This is a genomic window from Clostridium sp. 16K-1-R1, from assembly GCF_023921145.1.
In the GTDB taxonomy this organism is placed as follows: domain Bacteria; phylum Bacillota; class Clostridia; order Clostridiales; family Clostridiaceae; genus Sarcina; species Sarcina perfringens.
Window position 1 is genome coordinate 2,080,993 of the sequence record NZ_CP046515.1, and the last position, 22,683, is coordinate 2,103,675.

The 22,683-nt window shown below is 26.9% G+C and carries 25 protein-coding genes and 1 riboswitch; of the genes, 5 read left to right on the top strand and 20 right to left on the bottom strand.

Annotated elements, in window-relative coordinates; genetic code table 11:
* Positions 1–78: 78 nt before the first annotated feature.
* Together glgB and GOM42_RS09050 are read right to left on the bottom strand one after the other, a co-directional pair.
* Positions 79–2,073: a 1,4-alpha-glucan branching protein GlgB gene (gene glgB / locus GOM42_RS09045; protein ID WP_199408001.1), complete on the bottom strand. Its 1,995-nt coding sequence runs from the start codon at positions 2,071–2,073 to the stop codon at positions 79–81.
* A 79-nt stretch (positions 2,074–2,152) separates the two neighbouring features.
* The gene (locus GOM42_RS09050; protein ID WP_011590904.1) at positions 2,153–2,860 is read right to left on the bottom strand and encodes a hypothetical protein; all 708 of its coding nucleotides are present in this window, start codon (positions 2,858–2,860) and stop codon (positions 2,153–2,155) included.
* A gap of 241 nt (positions 2,861–3,101) precedes the next feature.
* Between GOM42_RS09050 and GOM42_RS09055 the strand changes: the two genes are divergently transcribed.
* Positions 3,102–3,872, top strand: a complete 771-nt coding sequence (locus GOM42_RS09055) for a threonine/serine exporter family protein (RefSeq protein WP_003449600.1) — start codon at positions 3,102–3,104, stop codon at positions 3,870–3,872.
* A complete protein-coding gene (locus GOM42_RS09060; protein ID WP_110016171.1) occupies positions 3,869–4,360 on the top strand; it encodes a threonine/serine exporter family protein in 492 nt (163 codons plus the stop codon). Before GOM42_RS09055 ends, GOM42_RS09060 begins: the two co-directional genes overlap by 4 nt.
* A 192-nt stretch (positions 4,361–4,552) precedes the next feature.
* Here the strand turns inward: GOM42_RS09060 and GOM42_RS09065 are convergent, their stop codons facing one another.
* The 4 genes from GOM42_RS09065 to GOM42_RS09080 all read right to left on the bottom strand — a co-directional run bounded on the left by GOM42_RS09065 (position 4,553) and on the right by GOM42_RS09080 (position 8,928).
* The gene (locus GOM42_RS09065) at positions 4,553–5,320 is read right to left on the bottom strand and encodes a hypothetical protein (RefSeq protein WP_003481696.1); all 768 of its coding nucleotides are present in this window, start codon (positions 5,318–5,320) and stop codon (positions 4,553–4,555) included.
* A gap of 347 nt (positions 5,321–5,667) precedes the next feature.
* The gene (locus GOM42_RS09070; protein WP_003449680.1) at positions 5,668–7,377 is read right to left on the bottom strand and encodes a phosphatidylglycerol lysyltransferase domain-containing protein; all 1,710 of its coding nucleotides are present in this window, start codon (positions 7,375–7,377) and stop codon (positions 5,668–5,670) included.
* 172 nt (positions 7,378–7,549) lie between these two features.
* A complete protein-coding gene (locus tag GOM42_RS09075) occupies positions 7,550–7,873 on the bottom strand; it encodes a thioredoxin family protein (protein ID WP_003449654.1) in 324 nt (107 codons plus the stop codon).
* Between the two features lie 95 nt (positions 7,874–7,968).
* Positions 7,969–8,928: an acetylxylan esterase gene (locus GOM42_RS09080; protein WP_110016170.1), complete on the bottom strand. Its 960-nt coding sequence runs from the start codon at positions 8,926–8,928 to the stop codon at positions 7,969–7,971.
* Positions 8,929–9,369: 441 nt separating this feature from the next.
* On the opposite strand from GOM42_RS09080, the gene GOM42_RS09085 reads away from it, so the two are divergent.
* Complete coding sequence (locus GOM42_RS09085; protein WP_049039403.1) at positions 9,370–10,233, top strand: ComEC/Rec2 family competence protein; 864 nt, start codon at positions 9,370–9,372, stop codon at positions 10,231–10,233.
* A gap of 229 nt (positions 10,234–10,462) precedes the next feature.
* Here the strand turns inward: GOM42_RS09085 and GOM42_RS09090 are convergent, their stop codons facing one another.
* From GOM42_RS09090 to GOM42_RS09140, 11 genes are all read right to left on the bottom strand, one after another.
* On the bottom strand, positions 10,463–10,894 hold the full coding sequence (locus GOM42_RS09090) for a DUF3783 domain-containing protein (RefSeq protein WP_003466176.1): 432 nt from the start codon (positions 10,892–10,894) through the stop codon (positions 10,463–10,465).
* A gap of 111 nt (positions 10,895–11,005) precedes the next feature.
* Entirely contained in the window at positions 11,006–11,587 is a 582-nt protein-coding gene (locus GOM42_RS09095) for a thiamine phosphate synthase (RefSeq protein WP_049039412.1), read from the bottom strand.
* Positions 11,588–11,616: 29 nt separating this feature from the next.
* On the bottom strand, positions 11,617–12,720 hold the full coding sequence (thiH, locus tag GOM42_RS09100) for a 2-iminoacetate synthase ThiH (RefSeq protein ID WP_110016169.1): 1,104 nt from the start codon (positions 12,718–12,720) through the stop codon (positions 11,617–11,619).
* A 12-nt stretch (positions 12,721–12,732) separates the two neighbouring features.
* Entirely contained in the window at positions 12,733–13,497 is a 765-nt protein-coding gene (locus GOM42_RS09105) for a thiazole synthase (RefSeq protein ID WP_110016168.1), read from the bottom strand.
* A 129-nt stretch (positions 13,498–13,626) separates the two neighbouring features.
* Entirely contained in the window at positions 13,627–14,430 is an 804-nt protein-coding gene (thiF, locus tag GOM42_RS09110; protein ID WP_025648953.1) for a sulfur carrier protein ThiS adenylyltransferase ThiF, read from the bottom strand.
* A 76-nt stretch (positions 14,431–14,506) separates the two neighbouring features.
* On the bottom strand, positions 14,507–14,701 hold the full coding sequence (thiS, locus tag GOM42_RS09115; RefSeq protein ID WP_003449779.1) for a sulfur carrier protein ThiS: 195 nt from the start codon (positions 14,699–14,701) through the stop codon (positions 14,507–14,509).
* 125 nt (positions 14,702–14,826) lie between these two features.
* Positions 14,827–14,930: riboswitch (TPP riboswitch) on the bottom strand.
* A gap of 46 nt (positions 14,931–14,976) precedes the next feature.
* Entirely contained in the window at positions 14,977–16,677 is a 1,701-nt protein-coding gene (locus GOM42_RS09120) for an MFS transporter (protein WP_252597650.1), read from the bottom strand.
* Between the two features lie 333 nt (positions 16,678–17,010).
* Positions 17,011–17,817: a RelA/SpoT domain-containing protein gene (locus GOM42_RS09125; RefSeq protein WP_003456098.1), complete on the bottom strand. Its 807-nt coding sequence runs from the start codon at positions 17,815–17,817 to the stop codon at positions 17,011–17,013.
* A 42-nt stretch (positions 17,818–17,859) separates the two neighbouring features.
* On the bottom strand, positions 17,860–18,168 hold the full coding sequence (locus tag GOM42_RS09130) for a DUF6483 family protein (protein WP_003449678.1): 309 nt from the start codon (positions 18,166–18,168) through the stop codon (positions 17,860–17,862).
* 57 nt (positions 18,169–18,225) lie between these two features.
* Positions 18,226–18,669, bottom strand: a complete 444-nt coding sequence (gene msrB, locus GOM42_RS09135) for a peptide-methionine (R)-S-oxide reductase MsrB (protein ID WP_003456069.1) — start codon at positions 18,667–18,669, stop codon at positions 18,226–18,228.
* 75 nt (positions 18,670–18,744) lie between these two features.
* Positions 18,745–19,392 carry an alpha/beta hydrolase gene (locus GOM42_RS09140; protein ID WP_252597651.1) on the bottom strand — a complete coding sequence of 216 codons (648 nt, stop codon included), beginning with the start codon at positions 19,390–19,392 and terminating at the stop codon, positions 18,745–18,747.
* A gap of 149 nt (positions 19,393–19,541) precedes the next feature.
* Between GOM42_RS09140 and GOM42_RS09145 the strand changes: the two genes are divergently transcribed.
* Positions 19,542–19,841 (top strand): hypothetical protein, encoded by a 300-nt coding sequence (locus tag GOM42_RS09145; protein ID WP_003455891.1) that lies wholly within the window; start codon positions 19,542–19,544, stop codon positions 19,839–19,841.
* A gap of 38 nt (positions 19,842–19,879) precedes the next feature.
* On the opposite strand, the gene GOM42_RS09150 is transcribed toward GOM42_RS09145, so the two are convergent.
* Together GOM42_RS09150 and GOM42_RS09155 are read right to left on the bottom strand one after the other, a co-directional pair.
* Positions 19,880–20,863 (bottom strand): polysaccharide deacetylase family protein, encoded by a 984-nt coding sequence (locus tag GOM42_RS09150; protein ID WP_110016166.1) that lies wholly within the window; start codon positions 20,861–20,863, stop codon positions 19,880–19,882.
* Between the two features lie 240 nt (positions 20,864–21,103).
* Entirely contained in the window at positions 21,104–21,373 is a 270-nt protein-coding gene (locus GOM42_RS09155) for a hypothetical protein (protein WP_003449716.1), read from the bottom strand.
* 102 nt (positions 21,374–21,475) lie between these two features.
* Between GOM42_RS09155 and GOM42_RS09160 the strand changes: the two genes are divergently transcribed.
* Positions 21,476–22,129, top strand: coding sequence for a TVP38/TMEM64 family protein (locus GOM42_RS09160; RefSeq protein WP_003478202.1), 654 nt, complete (start codon positions 21,476–21,478; stop codon positions 22,127–22,129).
* Positions 22,130–22,201: 72 nt separating this feature from the next.
* On the opposite strand, the gene GOM42_RS09165 is transcribed toward GOM42_RS09160, so the two are convergent.
* Positions 22,202–22,567, bottom strand: coding sequence for a hypothetical protein (locus GOM42_RS09165; protein WP_003465150.1), 366 nt, complete (start codon positions 22,565–22,567; stop codon positions 22,202–22,204).
* Positions 22,568–22,683: the final 116 nt, after the last annotated feature.

Consider the following 22,683-nt stretch of genomic DNA (forward strand, 5'->3'; position numbering starts at 1 on the left):
TATTTATGTAATAAAAGCTACTATTTATCCAAAGTAAAATAATATTATGTACTTAGATTTATAGTAGCCTTTTCTTTCTTATTTTACTTTTAAAACTAACGTTCCTAATGGAGGTACCTTAACACTTATTGAATAATCAAAATCCTTAAAACTTTCCTCTGTGGCTTTTAAAATACTATCTCCCATAATATTTCCTGCTCCACCAAATTCTAAGGAATCTGAATTAAAGACTTCAACATATTCTCCAAGTCCTGGAACCCCTACTTTAAAATCATAATAAACCTCTGGAGTAAAATTACATATAAATATTAATTTTTCCTTTTTATTCTTTCCAATTCTTATAAATGAAAGTACACTTTCTTCTGAATTATCAGCATCAATCCATTTAAAGCCTTCTTCTTCATAATCAAGTGACCATAAAGAACTATTCTCTAAATAAAAATGATTTAATGCTTTAAAATACTCCTTGGTTTTTCTGTGTATATCAAATTCTTCAATAACATTCCATTGAAGTTCTTCCCATTCTCTCCATTCAACGAACTGACCAAATTCACAGCCCATAAACATTAATTTTTTCCCTGGGTGTCCCATCATAAAAGAAGCATAAAGTCTTAGCCCTGCATACTTTTTCCAATCATCTCCCCACATTTTATTTATAAGGGATTTCTTGCCATGAACAACCTCATCATGTGAAATTGGTAGAATAAACTTTTCTGAATAATTGTACATCATTGAAAAGTTCATTTTATTGTGATGATACTTTCTGTATATTGGATCTAACTCAATATAACTTAAGGTATCATTCATCCATCCCATATTCCATTTATAATCAAATCCTAATCCATCCTCTTCAACAGGTTTAGTAATTCCTTCCCATGAGGTTGATTCTTCAGCTACTGTAATTGCTCCTTTTCCTTCTTTTTTTATAATTGTATTTAGTTCTTTTAAAAAGGCAATAGCTTCAAGGTTTCCATTTCCTCCATAGATATTTGGCTCCCATTCTCCATATTCTCTTCCATAATCTAAATAAAGCATATTAGATACCGCATCTACTCTTAATCCATCTATATGAAATTCATTTATCCAGTACATAGCATTGGAAAATAAAAAGGAGTTAACCTCTGGTCTTCCTAAATCAAAATTACAAGTTCCCCATCCTTCATTATTAGCCTTCCACCAAGCTTCATATTCATAGGTTGGTGACCCATCAAACATAAATAATCCATGCTCATCCTTGCAAAAATGGCTAGGTACCCAATCTAGTAATACTCCAATATTATTTTTATGAAGTTTATTTATAAGAGCCTTTAATCCATTTAAATCTCCATATCTACTTGTAACTGAGTAATACCCTACGCCTTGATATCCCCAAGAAGCATCTAAGGGATGTTCATTTATAGGCATAAACTCAACATGGGTGTATCCCATCTCTTTTATATATTCTACTAGTACTTCGCTTATTTCTTCATAGGTCATAAACTCTCCATCTTTTCTCTTCCAAGACCCTAAATGAAGTTCATATATATTCATAGGTTTATTATCTAAACCTTCTTTTTCTCTTTTATTAAGCCATCTCTTATCTCCCCATCTAAAACTCTTAATTTTAGTAAGTACAGAGGCTGTATTAGGTCTTAATTCTGATTTAAATGCATATGGGTCAGCCTTATATACTGTATTATTTCCACATTCATTTACTACTGCAAATTTATACTTTATACCCTCTTCTAATTTAGGAAGAAATAAACTCCATATTCCTCTTTCATTAATTTTTTTCATGGAGTATTCTTCTTTTAATTCCCAATTATTAAAATCACCTATAACATATATTTTGCTAGCCCTTGGAGCCCAAGTAGTAAATCTTACACCCCTTTTTCTATTTTCAGTTATAAAATGAGCTCCCATAAACTTATAAGCTGAATGTTCTTTTCCCTCTAAAAACAAATCAAAGCTTAATAAGCTTTCATCTTTAGACACTTTTTTGCTTTTTCCTTTGTTTTTCCCCACTTTTTCGGTAACGTTACCATTTTTCTCATGCTTAAGTTCTTTACAATTTCTCATCTCTTTTCCCCCCATAGTAAACCTCTCATTAAAGCAAAATATTATAAACACAATATTTTGCTTTAATTATACTATTTTAGGTATTAAATTACAATTAATTATGGGTGTTATTCAAATTTCTATCTTTACTTATTATAAGTTCCCTATCTTTTATGACAAAGTTTCCATTAAGATTAAATACAACTCTACTTTGTATTATACCTATAACATCTACTAGTACTATTCCTATGATATTTTGGCGTATTAAAAAATCATATTTATTACTTCCAAGTTCTTTTATTTCATAATAGGTATTAATATCAGAAATACCAGGATTAATTTTTAATTTTACATTTCCCTTTTCATCATATATAAGATTTAAGTAAGATTTATCCTTTGAAGAAAGATCTACAATATATTTTTCTTTCGCTCCGTAAGATACCTCTACTTTATAATTTGGTAAGTATCTTATAATAGCTTTGTTTCTAGCACTTATTTCCCACTGATTAGTTATTTCTCTTATTTCTCCATTATCATATTCATATAATAATAAAATAGCAATTCCACCAGAACCTTGAAATCTTCCCTTCACCAAAATACAATCTCTTCCACTGCCTAAAAAATCTCCTAAAAACAAATGCATATTATATCCACCATAAGGCAATTCTTTTTTTATTACCCTATTACTTCCTTCTAAGTATAAATTTATTTCAACTTCATCTGCTAACTCTCCTTTTTTAAATGGATACATTGTTTTTAATACAACCCTATCTTTAGAAATTCTACTTTTTATATGTCCAACTTTAGAATCTAAAATAGCCATTATAGTTCATCCTCCCTAATAAATTCCATTCATAATTAATCTATGCAAAATTTTAACTATAGTAACTAAATTATAAATACAAATCTATTAGCTATTTTCCATTAAAAAAACATATTTTTTTACATTTTTTTAATTTAAAGTCTTTATAATAAACTCTTCTTCAAAGTATAATAGAAAAGAAATATTGTAATAATGAAAAAATATTTCTTATTAATTTTTACATACTTATTTGGAGGTACATATGGATTTTAATAGAATTATCAATTTCTCAACTGAACTTGGTACTCTAATGCTTGAAAATGGCGCTGAAACATATAGAGTTGAAGAAACCATGAGCAGAATCTGTTTGGCTTATGGAATAGAAAAAGTTGATGTTTTTGTAATTCCTACAAACATAATAATAACAATAAAAACATATAAAAATGCAATTTCTAGAACTAGAAGGGTAACAAGTAGAACTATTAATTTAGATAAAATAGCTAAATTAAACAACCTTTCAAGAGAGGTTGCCTTTAATAAAGTTTCTATTGAAGATGCTGAAAAAAAGCTAAGTAGTATAGCTGATGAAAAAGAATATCCTCTTAAAATAAAAATATTAGGATATTTAATTTCAGCTTCAACATTTACTCTACTTTTTGGAGGTAATTTAAAGGATTCTTTAGTCTCAGGTTTTATAGGAATAGTTCTTTGTCTTCTTGCATACTTTTTTAATATTTTAAAGACAAACAATTTCTTTGTAAATATAATATCTGGAGCTTTGGCATCATTACTAGCTTTTCTTGCAGTAAGATTTAATATTGCTCCTAATCTAAATGAAATAATAATAGGTTCTTTAATGCCCTTAGTACCTGGACTTGCTATAACTAACTCACTTCGTGATATAATAGCTGGTGATTTAGTTGCTGGAAGTGCTAAATTTATTGAAGCCTTTTTAATAGCTGTAGGTATTGCTATTGGAAGTGCTAGTATTTTATCTATATTAATAAATCACTATGGGGGTATGGCTATATGAACCTAATAATAAACTCAATATATGCATTTTTTAGTTCTTTAGGTTTTGGAATAATATTTAATATAAAAGGTAAAAACTTATTTTTTTCTTCCCTATGTGGCGGTTTAGGATGGTTTGTCTATCTTTTTTCCTCAAGCTTTATGAGCACAAATGAAAGCTTTAATTATTTTTTAGCTGCTATTTTCATAGCCATATTCTCTGAGATTTCAGCTAGAGTATTAAAAGCTCCTGTATTAGTATTTTTAGTTTGTGGAATAATTCCTCTAGTTCCTGGAGGAGGCATGTTCTATACCATGCTAGAGACTTTAAAAGGAAATATAGATAAAGCTTTATCCTTAGGATGCAATACACTAATGTTAGCTGGTTCAATAGCTACTGGAATTGTTTTAGTTTCATCCTTTACTAAGCTATATTTTTCTATAAAAAGACTTATTAATAGTAAAATTAAAAGTACTGAAAATAATAACTATTTAAATAAAAGTATTTAGTTTGCTTAAAATGTTTTTATAGATACAATAAATCACATAAAAAGGAGTTATATCAAAAGTTAACAATAAAACTTATTTTGATATAACTCCTTTTATGAATTTTATACTAGATTTTTATTTATCTATAAGATTAAGCATAAAGTTAACTCTAAATTTATAATTTAAAGTCATTAACTTTTTAAACTATAGCTATTATCTTAAATAGTCATTCTCTTCTGAATCCCAAGAAATAAAATAATAAACATCCATTAAATTATCAAATTCATTTTTAACAAAATCCAATATTTCATTTCTTGAATTGCTAACATGATTTTTATCATAATCTTTTCTTATGGTTAATCCATATTTTTCTCCACTATCTGTATATTTTATTATATCCTCAACGTAATCTGTTTCATCTTCATAACTTCTAGGATTATTGTCCTTAATTAAATATAATCTATACCCCTTTTCTTCTAAAGCCATAAGTATGTTTTTAAATCTTTCTTTTAGCTCGTAGTTTTCTCTTATTTTATTAACAAGATTTCTTTGTTCTATGGCTCCATACTTATCTAAATATAAAGCTGTATTCCAAGAATTAGAGTCTAATCCTAATTGAATGCGAGGAATATAATTAAATACCATGTCATCTTCTATTCTACTTCCCTCAATATCATGGAATAAATTTAAAACCTTTATAAGCTTTCTAACATCAGCTCTATTTTTTCCATATGATAAATATATTCTATCCACATATTCATCATTAACTCTTTTTAGTGGCCAAGTTATACTGGTTATATATTGCTTTTCCCAATGAGAGCTTAACCCTTTAGAATTCATAAATTCAAAAAGCCCTAAATTATTTAGTTCTCTTAATTTCTCAGCAGCAACTCTTCTTCTTTCTAATATTACCTTATCTCTACTTCTTGATTTGTCTATATCAAAAGCTCTAAAATCACTTTCTAAAAAAAAGTTTCCCATATTTATACCCTCCTTAATAAAACAAAGTTTAATATGTTTTATTAAATATTTAACACTATTATACACCTCTTAAAAATCACTTCAAAACATTTTCATTTGACAAATCTTAGCCTAAATCCTTAGATTTTTTATATCTATTTAAAAACTCATTGTTTCTTCTAAATAAATTAAAAATAATGCCCTTATTTTTTTAAACTTCAATATAAAAAATAAGCTTTATTTATAAAAAGTAAATTTTTATAAAAAGAGAGCCTTATAAGTAAAAGACTCTCTTTAACATAATAAACTTAATTAAGCTAGATATAAAGATTTAATTTTAAATCAAACTTAACTTAGAATATACGTTTTTATTTTTTCTCTACTCTTTCCTTTGAATTAGCTATTAATAAACATAAGTTAATAAACACCTCTGGTAAGGACATAAACTTAGGGTATGCTAAATATCTAGGCTGCCAAATTGGAGAAAACTTTGACTTATATCTTCTTAGTCCATCAAAACTATAGAATATATTACCACTATTATAAACTAATCTTGCAAGCTTTTCTTGTAAATGTGAATGAGTGTTAAATCCTACATTAGATAATGGTGCTTCTCCTAAGCTAAAATATTTATATCCTTTTTCTTTAAATGTTAAGAATAAATTAAGCATTAAGTAATCCATAGAGGCATTAGGAGCATTTTTATCTATTCTCATTAAATCTATTGCTACTGTCTCCCCTCCATCATTAGCATCCATTATTGTTACAAAACCCATAATCTTATTTTCTTCTTCATTCTTTAAAATAGCTATAGGCGATCTTTGTATATAATCCTCACTAAACCATCCTAGAGAAAATCCCTTTTCCTTTCTGTCACCTAGCCATTTATCAGATATTTCCTTCAATTGACTTACTACCTCATTATTAAAAGGAGGCTCTATAATACTAAAGCTATATCCTTCCCTTTCAACTCTTCTTAAGGTATTTCTAAAGGCACTCTTTTTAGAACCAATTAAATTAAATTCTTCTAAATCTATTCTTGCCTCTTCTCCTAACTTAAAGAAATAATACCCTGCATCATGATAGGTAGAAAAGTTTTTTTCTTCTATTTCATAAAAGACAACATCATATCCATATAAATTTGTAAAAGCTTGAAACTCTTCTATACAACTATATAGATTTTCCTTTGTAGCTATAGGATCTCCTAAAACTATTATCTTATCTTTGTACTTGCTATACATTATTAAGGACTCTCCTTCATTAGCCCAAAAGACCTTTTTATCCTTTAAATAAACTAAATGGGAGAATATTGTTCCATAATCTATTTCTTTAAAGAATTTTGATACCTTTTCTAAATCAGCATCCATATACCTTTCGTCATCTTCTATTTTAGGCATTGTTAAATACCATATTATCACAAATATTATAAAGGCTATATAAGTGAATAACGCTATTCTTAAATATCCCTTTGTGCTATGGAAAAAGTCTACATAGTACCTATAATTCTTACTAAAATGTATGTTAAATTTATGTATAAAACTTGCAAAGATGATCATTACAATTGAAAGAACTAATAATATACCACTTAATTTAGTAACCTTAATAGGGATACTTTTTCTGTAAAAACTCTTTTTTGATAATATTAGAAGTATTATTACTCCTAAAATAAAAATTCCTTCTTTGTAATCTAAATCTTTTACAAAGGCAAAGGCTCCTCCTACTATAAGCAATGTTAATGTAACATAATAAGCTCTTTTTACCTTAAAGAAAACTTCCTTAGAGGTCATTATTAACATTAATCCAATTAATACTGAAGCTCTATGTGAAAACCTTAAAAAAGATAAACTATATATATTGTCTAAAAATTTTATCTTATAAAATATACTAGGATAAATTCCTGAAATTATTAAAAGAATACCACTTAAAAATACTAAAACTGATACTATTATATTTGATATATCACTTAAGATTTTGTAGTTTTTTAATAGCTTCTTTATATTTTCATAATTTCTTTTATCAGTAACAAATCCTAAAATATTTTTTAAATGTCTATAACTTTTTTTTAGTGAATCCCACATAATATCTCCTTTCTTTTAAGAATATATTAAAACATTGTCAAATTATTCATATTTAACTTGTATATAGTATATAAAATTTTATTTTACAAATCAAATTGAATTAAATATTTTAATAAAACATAGAAATAAAACCTAGAATTATCACCTAACCTTTTTCATATGTTTATTATTTTTAATTATAAAGTTCAAAATATCTATCTATAACCTTTTCTAATTCAACAACACTTATATATTTAGCTTCTCTTAGAATCTCCTTACCATCTATATATAAAATAATTGCTGGAAACATAAAAATGCTTAATTGTGATACTATGTCTACACTTTTATCAGCCTGAACCTCTATAATTTTTGCATTATGGTACTTTTTTATTAATTCCTCTATTTTAGGTTTTAAAACGCTGCAGGCACAACATGTATTAGTACTTAAATAAGCTAATCTTATCCCTTTTTCATTACAGAATTCCTTAAATTCTTTTTCATTATCAATAATCCTCATAAACTCATCTTCTTTCTAAATATGTATAAAGGGATGAATTCAATCTAAAATTCATCCCCTAATATAATTATATCAATTATAAAATATTATTCAATTTAAAGATTTATAGCCCACTTGTATATCTTGTCCTTTAAATTTAATAAGTAAGGCTTTTGTCCAGAATCATATAAAACTAGCTCTTTTTCACATAGAATATTGTTATAAGCAGCAAATTGAATGGATGGAGGGCATATATCATCCCTTAGTCCTATAGCCATGTTTACTTTTCCTTTTATTCTGTGAACCATATTTTTTATATCAATATATCCTAAGGTATTGAAGACATATTCTTCATTCTCATGATTTGGATCTATAAACTTAAAATATCTTATTAATTCTTCATAAGAATCTCCCCCTAAATCCATAACCCAAATTCTTTTGTAATCACATAAAAATGGATAATAAGCATAAACACCTTTTATTCTATTTTCTAAGGCTGCACAGGCCAAAGCTAAGGCTCCTCCTTGGGAACCGCCAGTTGCAAAAACTCTTTCCTCATCTACCCATTCCATATTCATTACTATTCTAGCTAAAATAGCAGTATCTAAAAATATATTTTTAAATAACAATTTTTCTCTACCTTCAACTAATCCCCTAACTATATTCCCTTTTGACTTAAAAGATTTAAACTTACAAGAATCTTCTTTCAAGTAATCTTGCCCTCTACACTCCATAACTGCAACACACATTCCACTAGCTACATAGTGAAGATTATTACTCCAATCATTGCTTATCTCTTCATATCCATGAAACTCTAACAAAGCCGGCATTTTCCCTTTAACTTCTTTAGGTTTCATAAATTTTGCATATATTCTAGTTCCATCAATACCATTAAAATACAAATCATAACATTCTGCTATAGGACTTTCAAAGTCAGCTTTTTTTAATTCTAATTTAATGTCTAAATCATCTAATTCCCTTAACTGTGAATTCCAAAATTCATCAAAATCTTCTGGCAGTGGGCTAATCCCTCTGTATTCATAAAGTTTTTCCAAAGACATATCCAAGATTGCCATAATACTCTTCCCCCTATATTCCCATAAACCTACACTTAATTAAATAATTATTCTCCCCTTATAAATAATTATTTATATTTTTTTATTTTCATTTAATTTAAACATTTACTATATCCCTAATTTTACCATTAATTTGTATTTCTTTCAATTAATTCATATATTATATTTAAACATATATCATAGAAAATTCTTTCTATAAAATTAATTAAATATACTCTAAATCATATTTTATCTCTCAATTTAACTATTCCTTGTAGATTAACAATTATCTATATTGCCATAAGATGATTTAAATTATTAAATCTTTAGAATAATAATTTAAATTTTATTAAAAAGTTTACTCTTAATATAAACAATGTACATCTATTAAATCTCATATTAAACTATAATTCTTATTGATGAATTTAATTCTCACAAATAAAATACAAGGAGATTTATTACATGGATAAAAAAAAGAAAATTATTAGCTCAATTATTGGAATTATAGTTGTTCTTTTAGCTGGATATTTTGGAATAGATTTAACACAAGGCTCTAAAGTTCCTAAGGACTCTGAACTTATGATTTCTTATATGGATGTTGGCCAAGGTGATGCAGCATATATAAAAGTAAATGGAAATGATATTTTAATAGATGCAGGTCCAAGAAGTAATTCTAAAGAACTATTAGAACAATTAAAAGCTAAAAACATTGATGATTTTGAATTAGTTATTGCAACTCATCCCCATGAAGATCACATTGGTGGAATGGTTGATGTATTTAAAGAATATGAAGTAAAGGCTTTCTATTCTCCTAAAATAACTCATACAACTAAAACATATGAAAATCTTGTTAAAGCAGTGAAAGATGAAGGATTAAAAACTAAAGAATTAAAAGGTGGAATGGTTATAGATTTAGGAGAAGGAGCTAAATTTGAGGTATTTACTCCTCAAAAATCAGAGTACGAAGAACTTAACGATTATTCTCCTATAATGAAATTAAGCTTTGGTGACACTTCTTATTTATTCACTGGTGATGCTGAGAAGTTAGCTGAAGAGGAAGCCTTAGCTAAGTATAAAACTTCTCTTGATTCAGATGTAATAAAATTTGGTCATCATGGATCTAGTAGTTCATCAAGCAATGCCTTTATAGAAGCTGTTTCTCCAAAGTATGGAATAATAAGTTGTGCTAAAGATAATAAATATGGACATCCACATAGAGAAACTTTAGACATAATAAAAAAATATAATATTAAGACCTTTAGAACTGATACAGATGGAGAGATAATTCTAACTTCAGATGGAAAATCAATAAATTTTAATAAATAATATTTTTCTAAACTATAAAGTAAATAAACATATAAAAAAACTTACAAACATAATGAAGAGAATATCTAGATAAGCTTTAGAATTTAAATTATTACGGAGAAGATATTACGTTAAAAAGCTGAGACTGTTCGAAGCGTAGCAAGTTTCGAAGCTTTAGTAATATCTTCGGAGTAATAATTATAAATTCTTAGCGAAATCTAGTAATTCTCATAATATGTTTGTAAGTTTTTTAAAAGTTATTTTCGTGAGTAGTCATATCTCCTGATCTTAATGCTCTTCTTTCAGCTATTAAATTTTTAACTAAAACGTCAATAGTCCAATTAATAGATGTTTCTGTAACCATTGCAACTAAAGGTCTTTGGATGCCTACTTTTTTTAAGTTTTCTAAAAATATATGAACTTTTCCAGGAGCTATGGCATTAAATATTATTGCTCTTTCTTTAACTCCTTCACCTTCTGTTTTTTCAATTTTATCTTCTAATATATTCTTTATAGTTTCATCTCCATTTTTAGAGTTTAAAACTATTTGATCTTTTATTCCCATTATTCTAGCAAAGTTTTGTATTTTCTTTAATTCCTTATTTCCAAAGTTATATAAGATTACACAACTTCTTCCTTCTTGTTCACTTCTATCTGAAATATCTATTCTCTCAAATGACATAAGCAATTCTCCTTTGATAACAAATTGTAATTATTAATTAATATCAATTATACCATAATTCTATTAATAATCATATAATTTACATTTTCCTTCATATAAATCTAGATATATTTAAAGAGCTTTAAAAGTATCTAAGGACTTCTTTATATTATTACTCATAAATAAAAGTGACATACATGCAAAATCATCAGCACCAGCCCCTAATACTTCTTTAAAGTTAAGTTCATTTATTCCTCCTAAGGCTATGACCTTGCAATTTACCTTTTCCTTAATCTCTTTTATAAAATTAATTCCCTTAGGAGTTACGTCCTTCTTACATTGCGTTTCAAAAATAGGAGATACTAATATATAGCTTGCCCCTAATCTATCAGCCTCAAGGGCCTCTAAGATAGAATGAACAGATACTCCAACCTTTAAGGATTTAATTTCTTCTAAATTTCTCTTAAAATCATTAAAGCTTAAATGAATAAACTTCTCTTTTAAAATCCTTGCTGCTTCAATATTGGAATTTATTATTATATTTGTTTCCTCTGGAACTAACTCTTTTATTTTTATATAAACCTCTATTAATTCCTCTGTACTTAAATCTTTTTCTCTTAAAATTATATTTTTAACACCATATTTACCTGCTTCCTCTATGGTATTAAAATATCTTTCCCTATTTACTAACTTTCTATTGGTTATTAAAAACATAAAAATCACCATTTTAATAAAAAATTATTTTAAAATCTATGCCAATCCTTAAATATAGGTTGATAACCTTGACTTTTTATTAATTCCTTAACTTCACTTACAGAACTTTCATCATTTATATCAAATTGGCTTGTACCTTTTTCTTTTAAAGAATGGCCTCCAACCTCAGTTGAAACTCCAGCACTAATTTTACTTACTCCTAAAGGAATTAAATTTCTTCTAAAATCCTTTCCTTCTCTAGTAGATATATTTATTCCCCCTTGAGGATCAAATAGTCTATAGGCTAAAAGTATTTGAACTAGTTCCCTATCCTCAACTTCATTTAACTTTTTAAGCCCTCCTTCACAGGGTCTTATTCTTGGAACTGAATAACTTATATCTATATGAGGATACTTATCTCTTAAATATTTTCCATGCATTGCTGTAAAGAAGGCATCTATTCTAAAATCAGCTAATCCTAATAAGGCTCCTATACTTATGCTTCTCATTCCAGCTTCTGCTCCTCTCTCTGGAGCTTCTAATCTGAATTTATAATTTTTCTTTGGACCAGCCACATGAACCCTATCATATACTTTTTCATCATAGGTCTCTTGATATACAGTAAGCCCTTCTGCACCTGCTTCTACCACCTTTTTATATTCCTCTTCTGTCATTGGATATATTTCAATGGTTATTGAAGGAAATTTCTCTTTCAAAGTTTTAATGCTCTCTTCTATATACTCTACTGGAGTATGATATTCACTTTCCCCTGTTAATATTAGAATATGTTTAAATCCATCCTTTGAAATAGCTTCCCCCTCTTTTTCTATTTCTTCTTGATTTAATTTTTTCCTACATATTTTATTTTCTACATTATACCCACAATATGAACACTTATTTACACAATAATTTGAGATATACATAGGTGTATAAAGTAATATTGTTCTTCCAAAATATTTTAAAGAGAGATTTCTTGCTTCTTGAGCCATTTCTTCTAAAAGCTCTTCTCCCATAGGAGATATTAAATTAAGTAAATCCTCTGGTCTCTTCTTTCTTTCATAAATACTTCTTAATACATCTTCCTTTTTTACAGAATCAAAATATCCATAAAAATCAAAACCTCTATATTTTTCTACTACATCATAAAAACTCAATTAAATCATCTCCTAATCTAAAAATCCAGTAAGTGGAGATGAAGCATTTCCAAACTTTGATTCTCTTCCCATTTTAGCTTCATAAGCTAATCTGCCACCTTCTACTGCCATTTTAAAAGCTCTAGCCATATTTATAGGATCTTCTGAGGATGCTATGGCAGTATTAACTAAACAAGCTGCAGCTCCCATTTCCATAGCTTCCATAGCCTGTGATGGCTTTCCTATACCTGCGTCAACTATAATAGGAATATCTAATTCATCTATCATTATTTGAATCAATTCTTTAGTCTTTAACCCTCTATTACTTCCTATTGGTGCACCAAGTGGCATTACAGCTGCCGCTCCAACTTCTATTAATCTTCTTCCTGCATAAAGATCTGGACACATATAAGGAAGGACAATAAATCCTTCATCAGCTAATACCTTAGTTGCCTTTATGGTTTCTTCATTATCTGGAAGCAAATACTTAGAATCTGATATAACTTCTATCTTTATCCAGTTTCCACATCCCATAGCTCTTGCTATCCTTGCTATTCTAATAGCCTCCTCTGCATTAGTTGCCCCAGAAGTATTAGGAAGTAGTATTACATCCTTAGGTATATTTTGAAGAATATCCTCTTCCTTATTATCTAAATCTACCCTTCTTAAGGCTAAAGTTATAACTTGAGAGCCACTTCCCTCTAAAATATCCTTTATTATTTCATTTGAAGGATATTTACCACTTCCAACAAAAAGTCTATTTTTTATCTCTACTCCACCTATTATTAACTTGTCCATAAAAAATTCCCCTTTTCTACTCACTACTCTTCTTATTTCTTCATATTTTAGACTAGTATTTTATTTTTTATATATAAACTCTGTCTAAAAAGCACTTAAAATCCACTCTATTTTTACTATTATTTATTTTTAAAATTCTATTTTGTTAACAGCTATATCTATAACTAAATTAGCCATGTGATTTGCACATATAGCCACTCTAGGAGCCATTAATCCACAGCCTTCCTTAGCTTCATTTACCAAATCTCCACAAATATAAAACTTATCTGTTATTTGCTTTGTTTTTATTAAATTTGAATCATAAAAACCAGCCATTCCTGAAGAGGAAATCAAAAATTTGTCCTTCATATTACTTAAAACATAATTAGCTAATAAGGCTTTATAATCTGGATTATCAAAGGCTTCTATTATTATGTCAGCTCCTTGTAAAATACCCATATTATCTTCAGAAAGCTTAAGATTTAAAGCTTCTATTTTTATAAAAGGATTTATTCTAATTAAGTTTCTTTTTAAAGCAACTACTTTAAATTCTCCAATATCCTCAATATAATACTGCTGCCTATTTAAATTAGAAGATTCTACTATATCAAAGTCTACTAAGCTTATACTTCCAACCCCTATTCTTCCTAAAGAAATAGCAATATTAGATCCAAGGCCTCCACATCCAGCTATTAAAACCTTAATTTTTTTTAGTTTTTTATGAATACCTGGTGTATGCCTAGATACCATTAGTTCTTCTAACTCCTCTTTATTAGGCATAATTCCCTTTTTTATAAAGACAACCCTATCTCCATCCTTAAGCTCCTTATCTTCTACAAGTGGAAATCCATTTAAAACTATAACATGAGAATCAGGAAATTCTTCATTTTTTAAAGAATATAATGTGCAATTTTCTTTTACCTCTCTCCACTTTTCATTAATCTTTATATTCATAAAGGTCCCTCTTATCTTTTTTATCTTTTATTTTCACTCACCTTTTGTTATCTTAAACTTCTTAAATGATTCTTAATCATCCTCCACCAACAAAGGCAATAATCTCAATTACATCTTCATGATTAAGTAAGATTTCATTATAATTACAGGAATTAACTATCTCTTTGTTTAGTTCTACAACAACTCTCTTACTATTTACATTTAAACTTTTTAGTAAATCATAAACTGTATTAAGTTCACCTTTTTCTACTTTCTTACCATTAACAATCATCTATTCACCTCTTTTCTATATTCTTAAGACTTTTATACCAACAAAAAAAGGTTTAGCAATATTGCTAAACCTTTAAAAATATATTCTCTAATTAATCATAATAATATTTTCTAATATGAAAAATCACAACTTAAAATATACTTCCCTACGCTGGTATTAACCAAATCAGGTTATTAGAGTTAGGACTTATTATCCCTCTCAGCCTTTTACAGCACCCCTAGCAATATCTTAAAATTATTTGTTTTTATTTATCATAACTCAAAAAACATTTTTTATCAATTAGTTTTTTCCTTCTTTTCTAATCTTCTATTTTTCATTGTTATTAAATTATTATTTAACATAGCTGTTAATATTAATCCTATTAAAGCTATAATAGCACATGTTAAGAATAATTTAGTATATCCTGTATTCATAGTTTGTTGGAATGCAGTTTCTATTGCATCTTTAGCTCCATCTAAACTTTGCATATATGATTTTTCAATAATATCAATATTCATATGAGGATTATTTGCAAACTTGTCTCCTAAAGCTGCAAATTGTGATTGTGCCATTCCTTTTATAAGACTAAATATATTAGTAACACTGGCATTTCCCATTGAATTAGCAACATTTGAAGCTCCACCACTATTTGACATGATATTAGACATTCCATCTACATGTGGCATAACTTTTTGTAATGCTTCTGGTACTCTTCTACCTGCATCTGATATAAAGTTAATAAGAATATTTGGTGATACTGCAATACCTATGGATTTAATTAATGATACTGCTGATTGTCCAACTGTAGCTTCATTATCAGGTACTAAGCTAAGCATTAAGTAATTTATTGGTGTTCCCATAGAGAATCCTAAACCAAATCCCATAATAGCTAAACCTATTATTAAGTTAACCATACCTGGGTGTTTAGTTGTTACATATCCTTGATAAAGGTTACCTATGATAACTAAAGACATACCTATTAATAGTACTTTTTTAACTCCTATTTTATCTATAAATTTTCCACCTAAAGGTGCTGCTATACCTACAAATATTGCAAATATTGTAACTATATATCCACCACTACCCATTGGTGTTCTTAATATATTTTCACTAAATTGAGGAATAAATACTGTTGCCATTAATCCACAACCTACAACAAAGCTTAATATTAAAGTTATAGCTATTTCCTTATTAGTAAAGTAAGATAAGTTTATTACTGGATCTTCTGCTTTCTTTTCCACCCAAACTAATATTGGAATTGATATTATAAATATTAAAAGATATGGCCAAACATCTAGTGATTTTATTGAATTAGCAAAATCATAGAATTTTAAGTTTGTAGCTCCATACATTAAAGATAAAATTAATATTGTTAATACTCCTGAACCACAAACATCTAATTTCTTAATTCCTTGTGCAGAAGTATTTTCTTCTAATTTAGTTGCCATAAGTAATATTATTATACTGATTGGAACATTTACTAAGAATAAAAATCCCCAGTTTTTGTCTCCAAAAATAGAAAGTATTCCTGAACCTAAGGTTGGTCCTACAACTGTTGCTATTCCATATACTCCTCCAATCATCCCTAGAGCTGAACCTCTTTTTTCAACGGGGAATGATGTTCCTATGTATGCTGTAGCTATTGGCATTATACCTCCGCCACCTATTGCTTCTATAACTCTTGAGAATAATAAGAATGTATAACTATTTACGTAATCTGATACTCCACATAGTAAAGAACCTAGTCCAAATAGAGTTATTGAAACCATGTAAACTTTTTTTCTACCATACTTATCAGAAAGTTTTCCCATAAGAGGCATTGATACTGCATATGCTAAGGTGTATATTGTTACAACCCAAACACTAGCATTTTGTGAAACTTTTAATCCATCAGCTATTATATCTCTTGCTGGTGAAACTATACCAGAGTCAATAGCTCCCATGAAGATTCCTAACAAGAAGACAGCCATGGTAATTCCAACTGATTTTTTCTTCATTATTATCACCCTTTCGTAAGTTTTTACTTATTCTAAGTGTGACTTTTATTAATATTATTTCTTTGAATACTATTAATAAAACTCACAGTGAACTATGTTCAGTTTACTACCTAAAGCTTGTAAAATCAAAGTTTGAATTTTCTTAAATTCTCCCAAAATTTATTAAAACTCCTTATTTATTTTATTTTTATTCACATTTAGTTAATATTTTGTTAACATTATATTTTCTAAAAATTAAGGGCTACATTAAATCTTAAAAATAAAATTCATGAATAATTTCAACAAATGTTTATGAGTTTTATTTATAAGATACATAAATGTAGCCCATTTAAATTATTTTAACTTTTCAATTTCTTCTTTTAATTTTCTTATTTCTTCATCTTTTTCTTTTAATTTAGTTTCATAATAATTGTCTTTATCATCTAAATTATTATTTAGCATATTTATTAATGAAGCCATTTCATCTGCACTTCCTACAATTCTATTAAAAAGTAAAAGATTAGATTTTAATATCTCTGGAATTTCATTATGAGAATATCTTAGTCTATGATCAATTTCTCCATACCCTTCTTCAAAAATAGTTCTTACTTGAATTTCTGCAATAACCTTTTGGTTAGTAGGATAACATTCTACAAGATAATGAACTGATCTATATCCTGATTGTCTTGATATAACTTCAATACCCAGATTATCAAAAATACTTCTATCATCTCCATCTCTTATATTTGCTGTTATTTCAATTACATTCCAAGTCTTTATTATGAAATCATGTATATCCTTCCATTGATCCTTAAATATATGTAAAACCCTTATTCCTATTAAGTCAGTTATTTCATTTTTATAGTTATCTTCATTAAAATAAAAATCTTCACCATACTTTTCTTTTCTATCTTCTGTTTTTCTAATTATTTTTTCTATTAATCTATCTGGATTTTTTATCCTTGATTTAACAGAATGAACATTTTCATTAGAACGAAGTATATTGGCTATAAAATCAGCTTGATTATAATAAGAACCCTCAAACTTTACAAAATCCTTATATATCCTTTGTAAATCTTCAAATTCAATTTTATTTTTCTCTATATATTCTTCTACATGAGGATATTTCTTAAGAAAAACTTCTTTATTTAAACTTCTCATAACTATCTCCCCTTATTTTGATTTATTGCTATATACAGTAGACTATAAGCTATGTTTATCTATTAATCTCTTTAAATCTTCTAAACCTAAATCAATTTCCTCTTTGGAGAAATTATATTTTTTAAGTTCTTCTTCACTTTTATTAGCTAATAAGCTATACATTTTCTCTCCTATTTCATATATTTCCATAGAAGGATTTTTCTCTGCCTCTTTAAAAAGCATATCCTCAGCCTCATCAATTTTCCCTTTAGATATTAATCCTCTTAAAGTTATCCAAAAGATATCATCCTTTGAATAAGTATCAGCTAAAAGAAAATCATTTTCTCCATCATTGTTTAATAAGAATCCCATTAAAACACCTACTTTTCTATTTCCTTTATTATATCCTTATCTTAAAAATACTTAACTTTATTTAAAAAGCTCTAAATATTCTTCATATCCTTTTTCCTTTAATTCTTCCTTTGGAATAAATTTTAAAGAAGCAGAATTTATGCAATATCTTAATCCACCTAAATCCTCTGGTCCATCACAAAATACATGGCCTAAATGTGAATCTCCTAGTTTACTTCTAACTTCTGTTCTAATCATTCCATGACTTTTATCTACCTTTTCTTTTATTATGCTTCTATCTATTGGTTTTGAAAAGGCAGGCCATCCACAAGAAGAGTGAAATTTATCCTTTGAAGTAAATAAAGGCTCTCCAGTAGTTATATCTACATATATTCCTTCTCCATTAAAGTCCCAATATTCATTTGTAAAAGGTCTTTCAGTTCCATTTTCTTGAGTAACATAATATTCTTCCTCAGTTAAGACTTTTTTTAATTCCTCTTTTTCCTTCTTTGTATATTTCAAAATGATCACTCCATTTTTTATTTATTATTATTTTAAAATAATACCTATGTAAAATATTATTTTAATGAGTTATATTTACATTCTTTCAAGATAATCTTTTATATTTTCAATTATTATTTCTAAAGCTTTAATGCTCCTTAATACATTTCCTTTTATACATAATGAATGGCCAGCATCCTCTATTCCTAATACTCTTAATCCCTCAGATTTTATTTTTTCCAAATTCTCTGAAGATATTAAAGTATCCTTAGTACCAGTTATTATTAATCCTTCTTTATCTAATTTCTCTTTAAAGGTTTCATTGATAGGAGTTAAATAAATATTTTTAATATGAATATCATAATTTTCCTTAATTTCTTTATCTATTCTACTTTGTAATACTGTACCTAGACTTTTACCTATAAGAATAATTCTCTTATATTTTCCTCTTCTAAGTTCTAAGGCACTAAAAATAATATCTAGAGTTTCAAGTAATAATTCTCTTATATCATTTTCATCCTGTCTATTAAAAGCTTCTCTACTAACTTGAAATCCATATTCTATTCCTAAACAATCAAATTTAAAATCTAAAATAAGCTGTTTAGAATAATCTAAAAGTGCTTTATCTAGGGTGTACCCAAAGCCTGGTGGTATTATTGCTAAAGTATCACTTTCATTACAAATTAATTTATTCTTAGTTATGCATTTCCACATTGATTGTTTTTCTATATTAAAACTGTTCATATTTTAATCACCTTCTTTTTAAATTCTATTATATAATTATATGTTAAATTTTTTCAAGGAAGAAAAATTTATATTTATATTTTCCACAAAGGATTTTCTATAAAATGGAAGAATATATAATATAATCTCTCTTTCAGAAAGGAGTTTTTATGAATATTGATAATATAAAAGAAGTTCAAGCAAAAAGTAATAAAATGATCTCTGAAATTCATTTTAAAGAACAATGTAGCTGGCTTAGAAACTCAAAAAAGAAAAAAAATCTAACAAATGACTTTTCAAAAGAAATTTATGAGAACCTAAAAGATAAAAAAATATATTTAGAGTTACTTGAAAAGGAGATTAGTGATATTTTTTCTAGCAAAGATTTTACAAGTAAAGAAAAGAATCGCATATATGAATTAACTAATGAATCCTTTTGGAAATGGAAACTTAATATAGATAAAAAATAAAAAACATCATTAGTATTTTCTAATGATGTTTTCTTATACTATTTACTTGATTTATCTTTATTATTTTCACTTTGATTGCTATTATTTTCTTCCTTAGAAGTGTTTTTTATAACTTTAAAGTCATATCCTTCATTCTTGTAGTAATCTATTATTTGTGGTAATATTTCTACGGTTTTTTCTTTTCCTGCTGCATCATGCATAAGAATAACTACATGATTTTTTCCTTTTGATGTTTTTTTCACATAATTAAGCATTTCCTCTGTAGAATATGGTTTTCCCTCTGCATCACCATCTAAGGCATTCCAATCAACATTTATTATTCCATTTTCCTGTAATGTATCGTCAAATTCTTTAAGAGAAGGATCCTTATAATATTTTCTTGTTCCATACCCACCTGGCATTCTTAATACCTTGCAATCAAATTCTCCTCCTAAAATGCTCTGCATTATATCATTAGTCTTATTAAACTCATCCATAAAGGAATCAATTTTCAGCTTATTTCCTGGATATAATTTTTTAAAATCATGACTATAACTATGGTTTGCAATAGCATTTCCACTTTTTAATTCTTCTTTTAAATACTCTTGTCTTTTAGAGTCTTTTTCTATACTGCTTCCTAAAACAAAGAATGTTCCATGTACATTCTTATCTTTTAATATATTTAATATCTTTTCTGTTGAATTAGATGGTCCATCATCAAAGGTTAAAAATACATATTTTCCTTCACCTTTATATGTATCATTAGCCATTGCTTGTACATCTTTAGCATCAACTGCATATTTATCTGCTTCATATGTAATATTCATTCTAGGCATTACATCATCTGGATTAGGCTTTATGACCTTTTCCTGTTCTTTCTGTTCTTTATTAATTGAAGCCTTATTAGCTAAATTGCAGCCTATCATTGTGACAACTTTTATTCCACCCCATAATAATATTATAATTGCTAAAACTCCTAAAAATATTTTCAAAAAATTATTTTTATTTGAGTTTCTTCTTTTAGAAAAAATCTCCTTACTCATTCTTTCCTCCTATGTTAAATTTATATATTTTATAATTACTCCATTTCTCACTTAGATAATTATCTTTTAATTTTTTTAATTTATCATTTCAAAATAGTTACATTTTTTTAATAATTATAAAATTAATTTTAGTCTAAATATTATTATATATCAAATGAAAGTATATTTTCTAATAAAAAATAAGAATAAACTCTATTAAGATAAATTACTAAAGTTTATTCTTATGATTAATTAAATTTATCAGCTTAAATTATTCTTAAAATACATAAGTCCATACATAGCTACTGAAATTCCTAAAAATATCAATTGAATAAAAGAAAGTCCACTTATTAAACGATTGTTGACTTTTCCATAAATAAAAATCCTTCTTAAGACTTCTATTATTAAAAATATAGTTAAAGTTTTAAGATATATTTGCTTTTTCTCTAAATATTTGCCGTAACATACATATATAAGATATATAATACAAGTTACAACAATAAAGCTTATAATAAAATCTCTATTTATCATCCTATCCCCCCTCACTAAAACTATATTTTTATTTAATTTTACAATTCTATATTTTTATTTTACAATAAAAATTGCTGAATAAATATAAAGGATGGTTTAATAATGACGAAATTTTATAAATTTTTAATTTCTATAATAATATTAGCCTTAGTTTGTCTTATATTTTTCCTTGCTAAGAGTAATATATTAAATTTAGATAGCTTAAAAAACTTAATTTTAAGTTCTGGATATTTTGCTCCTCTAATTTATATAATAGCCTTTGCCTTAGTTCCATTAACTTTTTTCCCAGATTCAGTACTAGCAATCTTAGGTGGAAGTATATTTGGACTAGGAGGAGGATTCTTATATACAAGTATTGGTGCTTTAATAGGAGGAAGTATATCTTTCTTTATTTCTAGAATCCTTGGTCAATCCTTTGTGGAAAAGTTTGAAAATGATAAACTTAAAAACATACAAGAATTATTAAAGGATAATGGATTTTTAATGATTCTACTTTTAAGATTAATTCCTCTTTTCCCCTTTGATTTAATAAGCTATGGAGCTGGTCTTACTAAAATATCATATAAAGACTTTGCTTTAGGTACTTTAATAGGAACTATTCCTGGCATATTAGTTTTTGTAAATTTAGGAGCTCAATGGATTACTTTTAACAAAACAAGTATATATCTATCTGTAAGTCTATTAATATTATTTATAATAGTATCTGTGTTCTTAAAGAAAATTTATATAAATAAGCATTTAGCAAAAGATAATTAAATCTTTTTACAAAATAAAAATAGTCCAAGGATTTTTTCTTCCTAGGACTATTTTTATATTTGTAAAAACCTTTTATAAATCTTTATAGTTACTTATATTTATTGGTTCTATATTATTTTGTCTTGCCCATCTGTTAAACATATTAAACACATGTTTTTCATCTAATTTTTCTCTTAATAAATTTTCATCTTCTTTATTACAAGCTAAGTATTCTTTAAATAAACTCTTCTTATCATCTGATAAGGATCTTATAAATTCTTCTCTCTTTTCTTCTGATATATTATTAAACTGATTTTTAAAGTCAAAATTAAAATCCTTTCCAGCCTTTCCATTAGTATCTTTAGAAAAACTCTTAAATACCATTTTTATTTTATACATTGACTCAAATAATAATCCTACAGCAAATAATATTATTCCTACTAAAATTAAAGCTTTCACCTAATCATCTCCAAACTAAATTTTTATTTAAACTATATTAAGTAAAAAGGAGCATATTAAAATTTAACTCCAAAGAAATTCTATCATAGTTTTCTTTGTAAATATAATTTTAATAC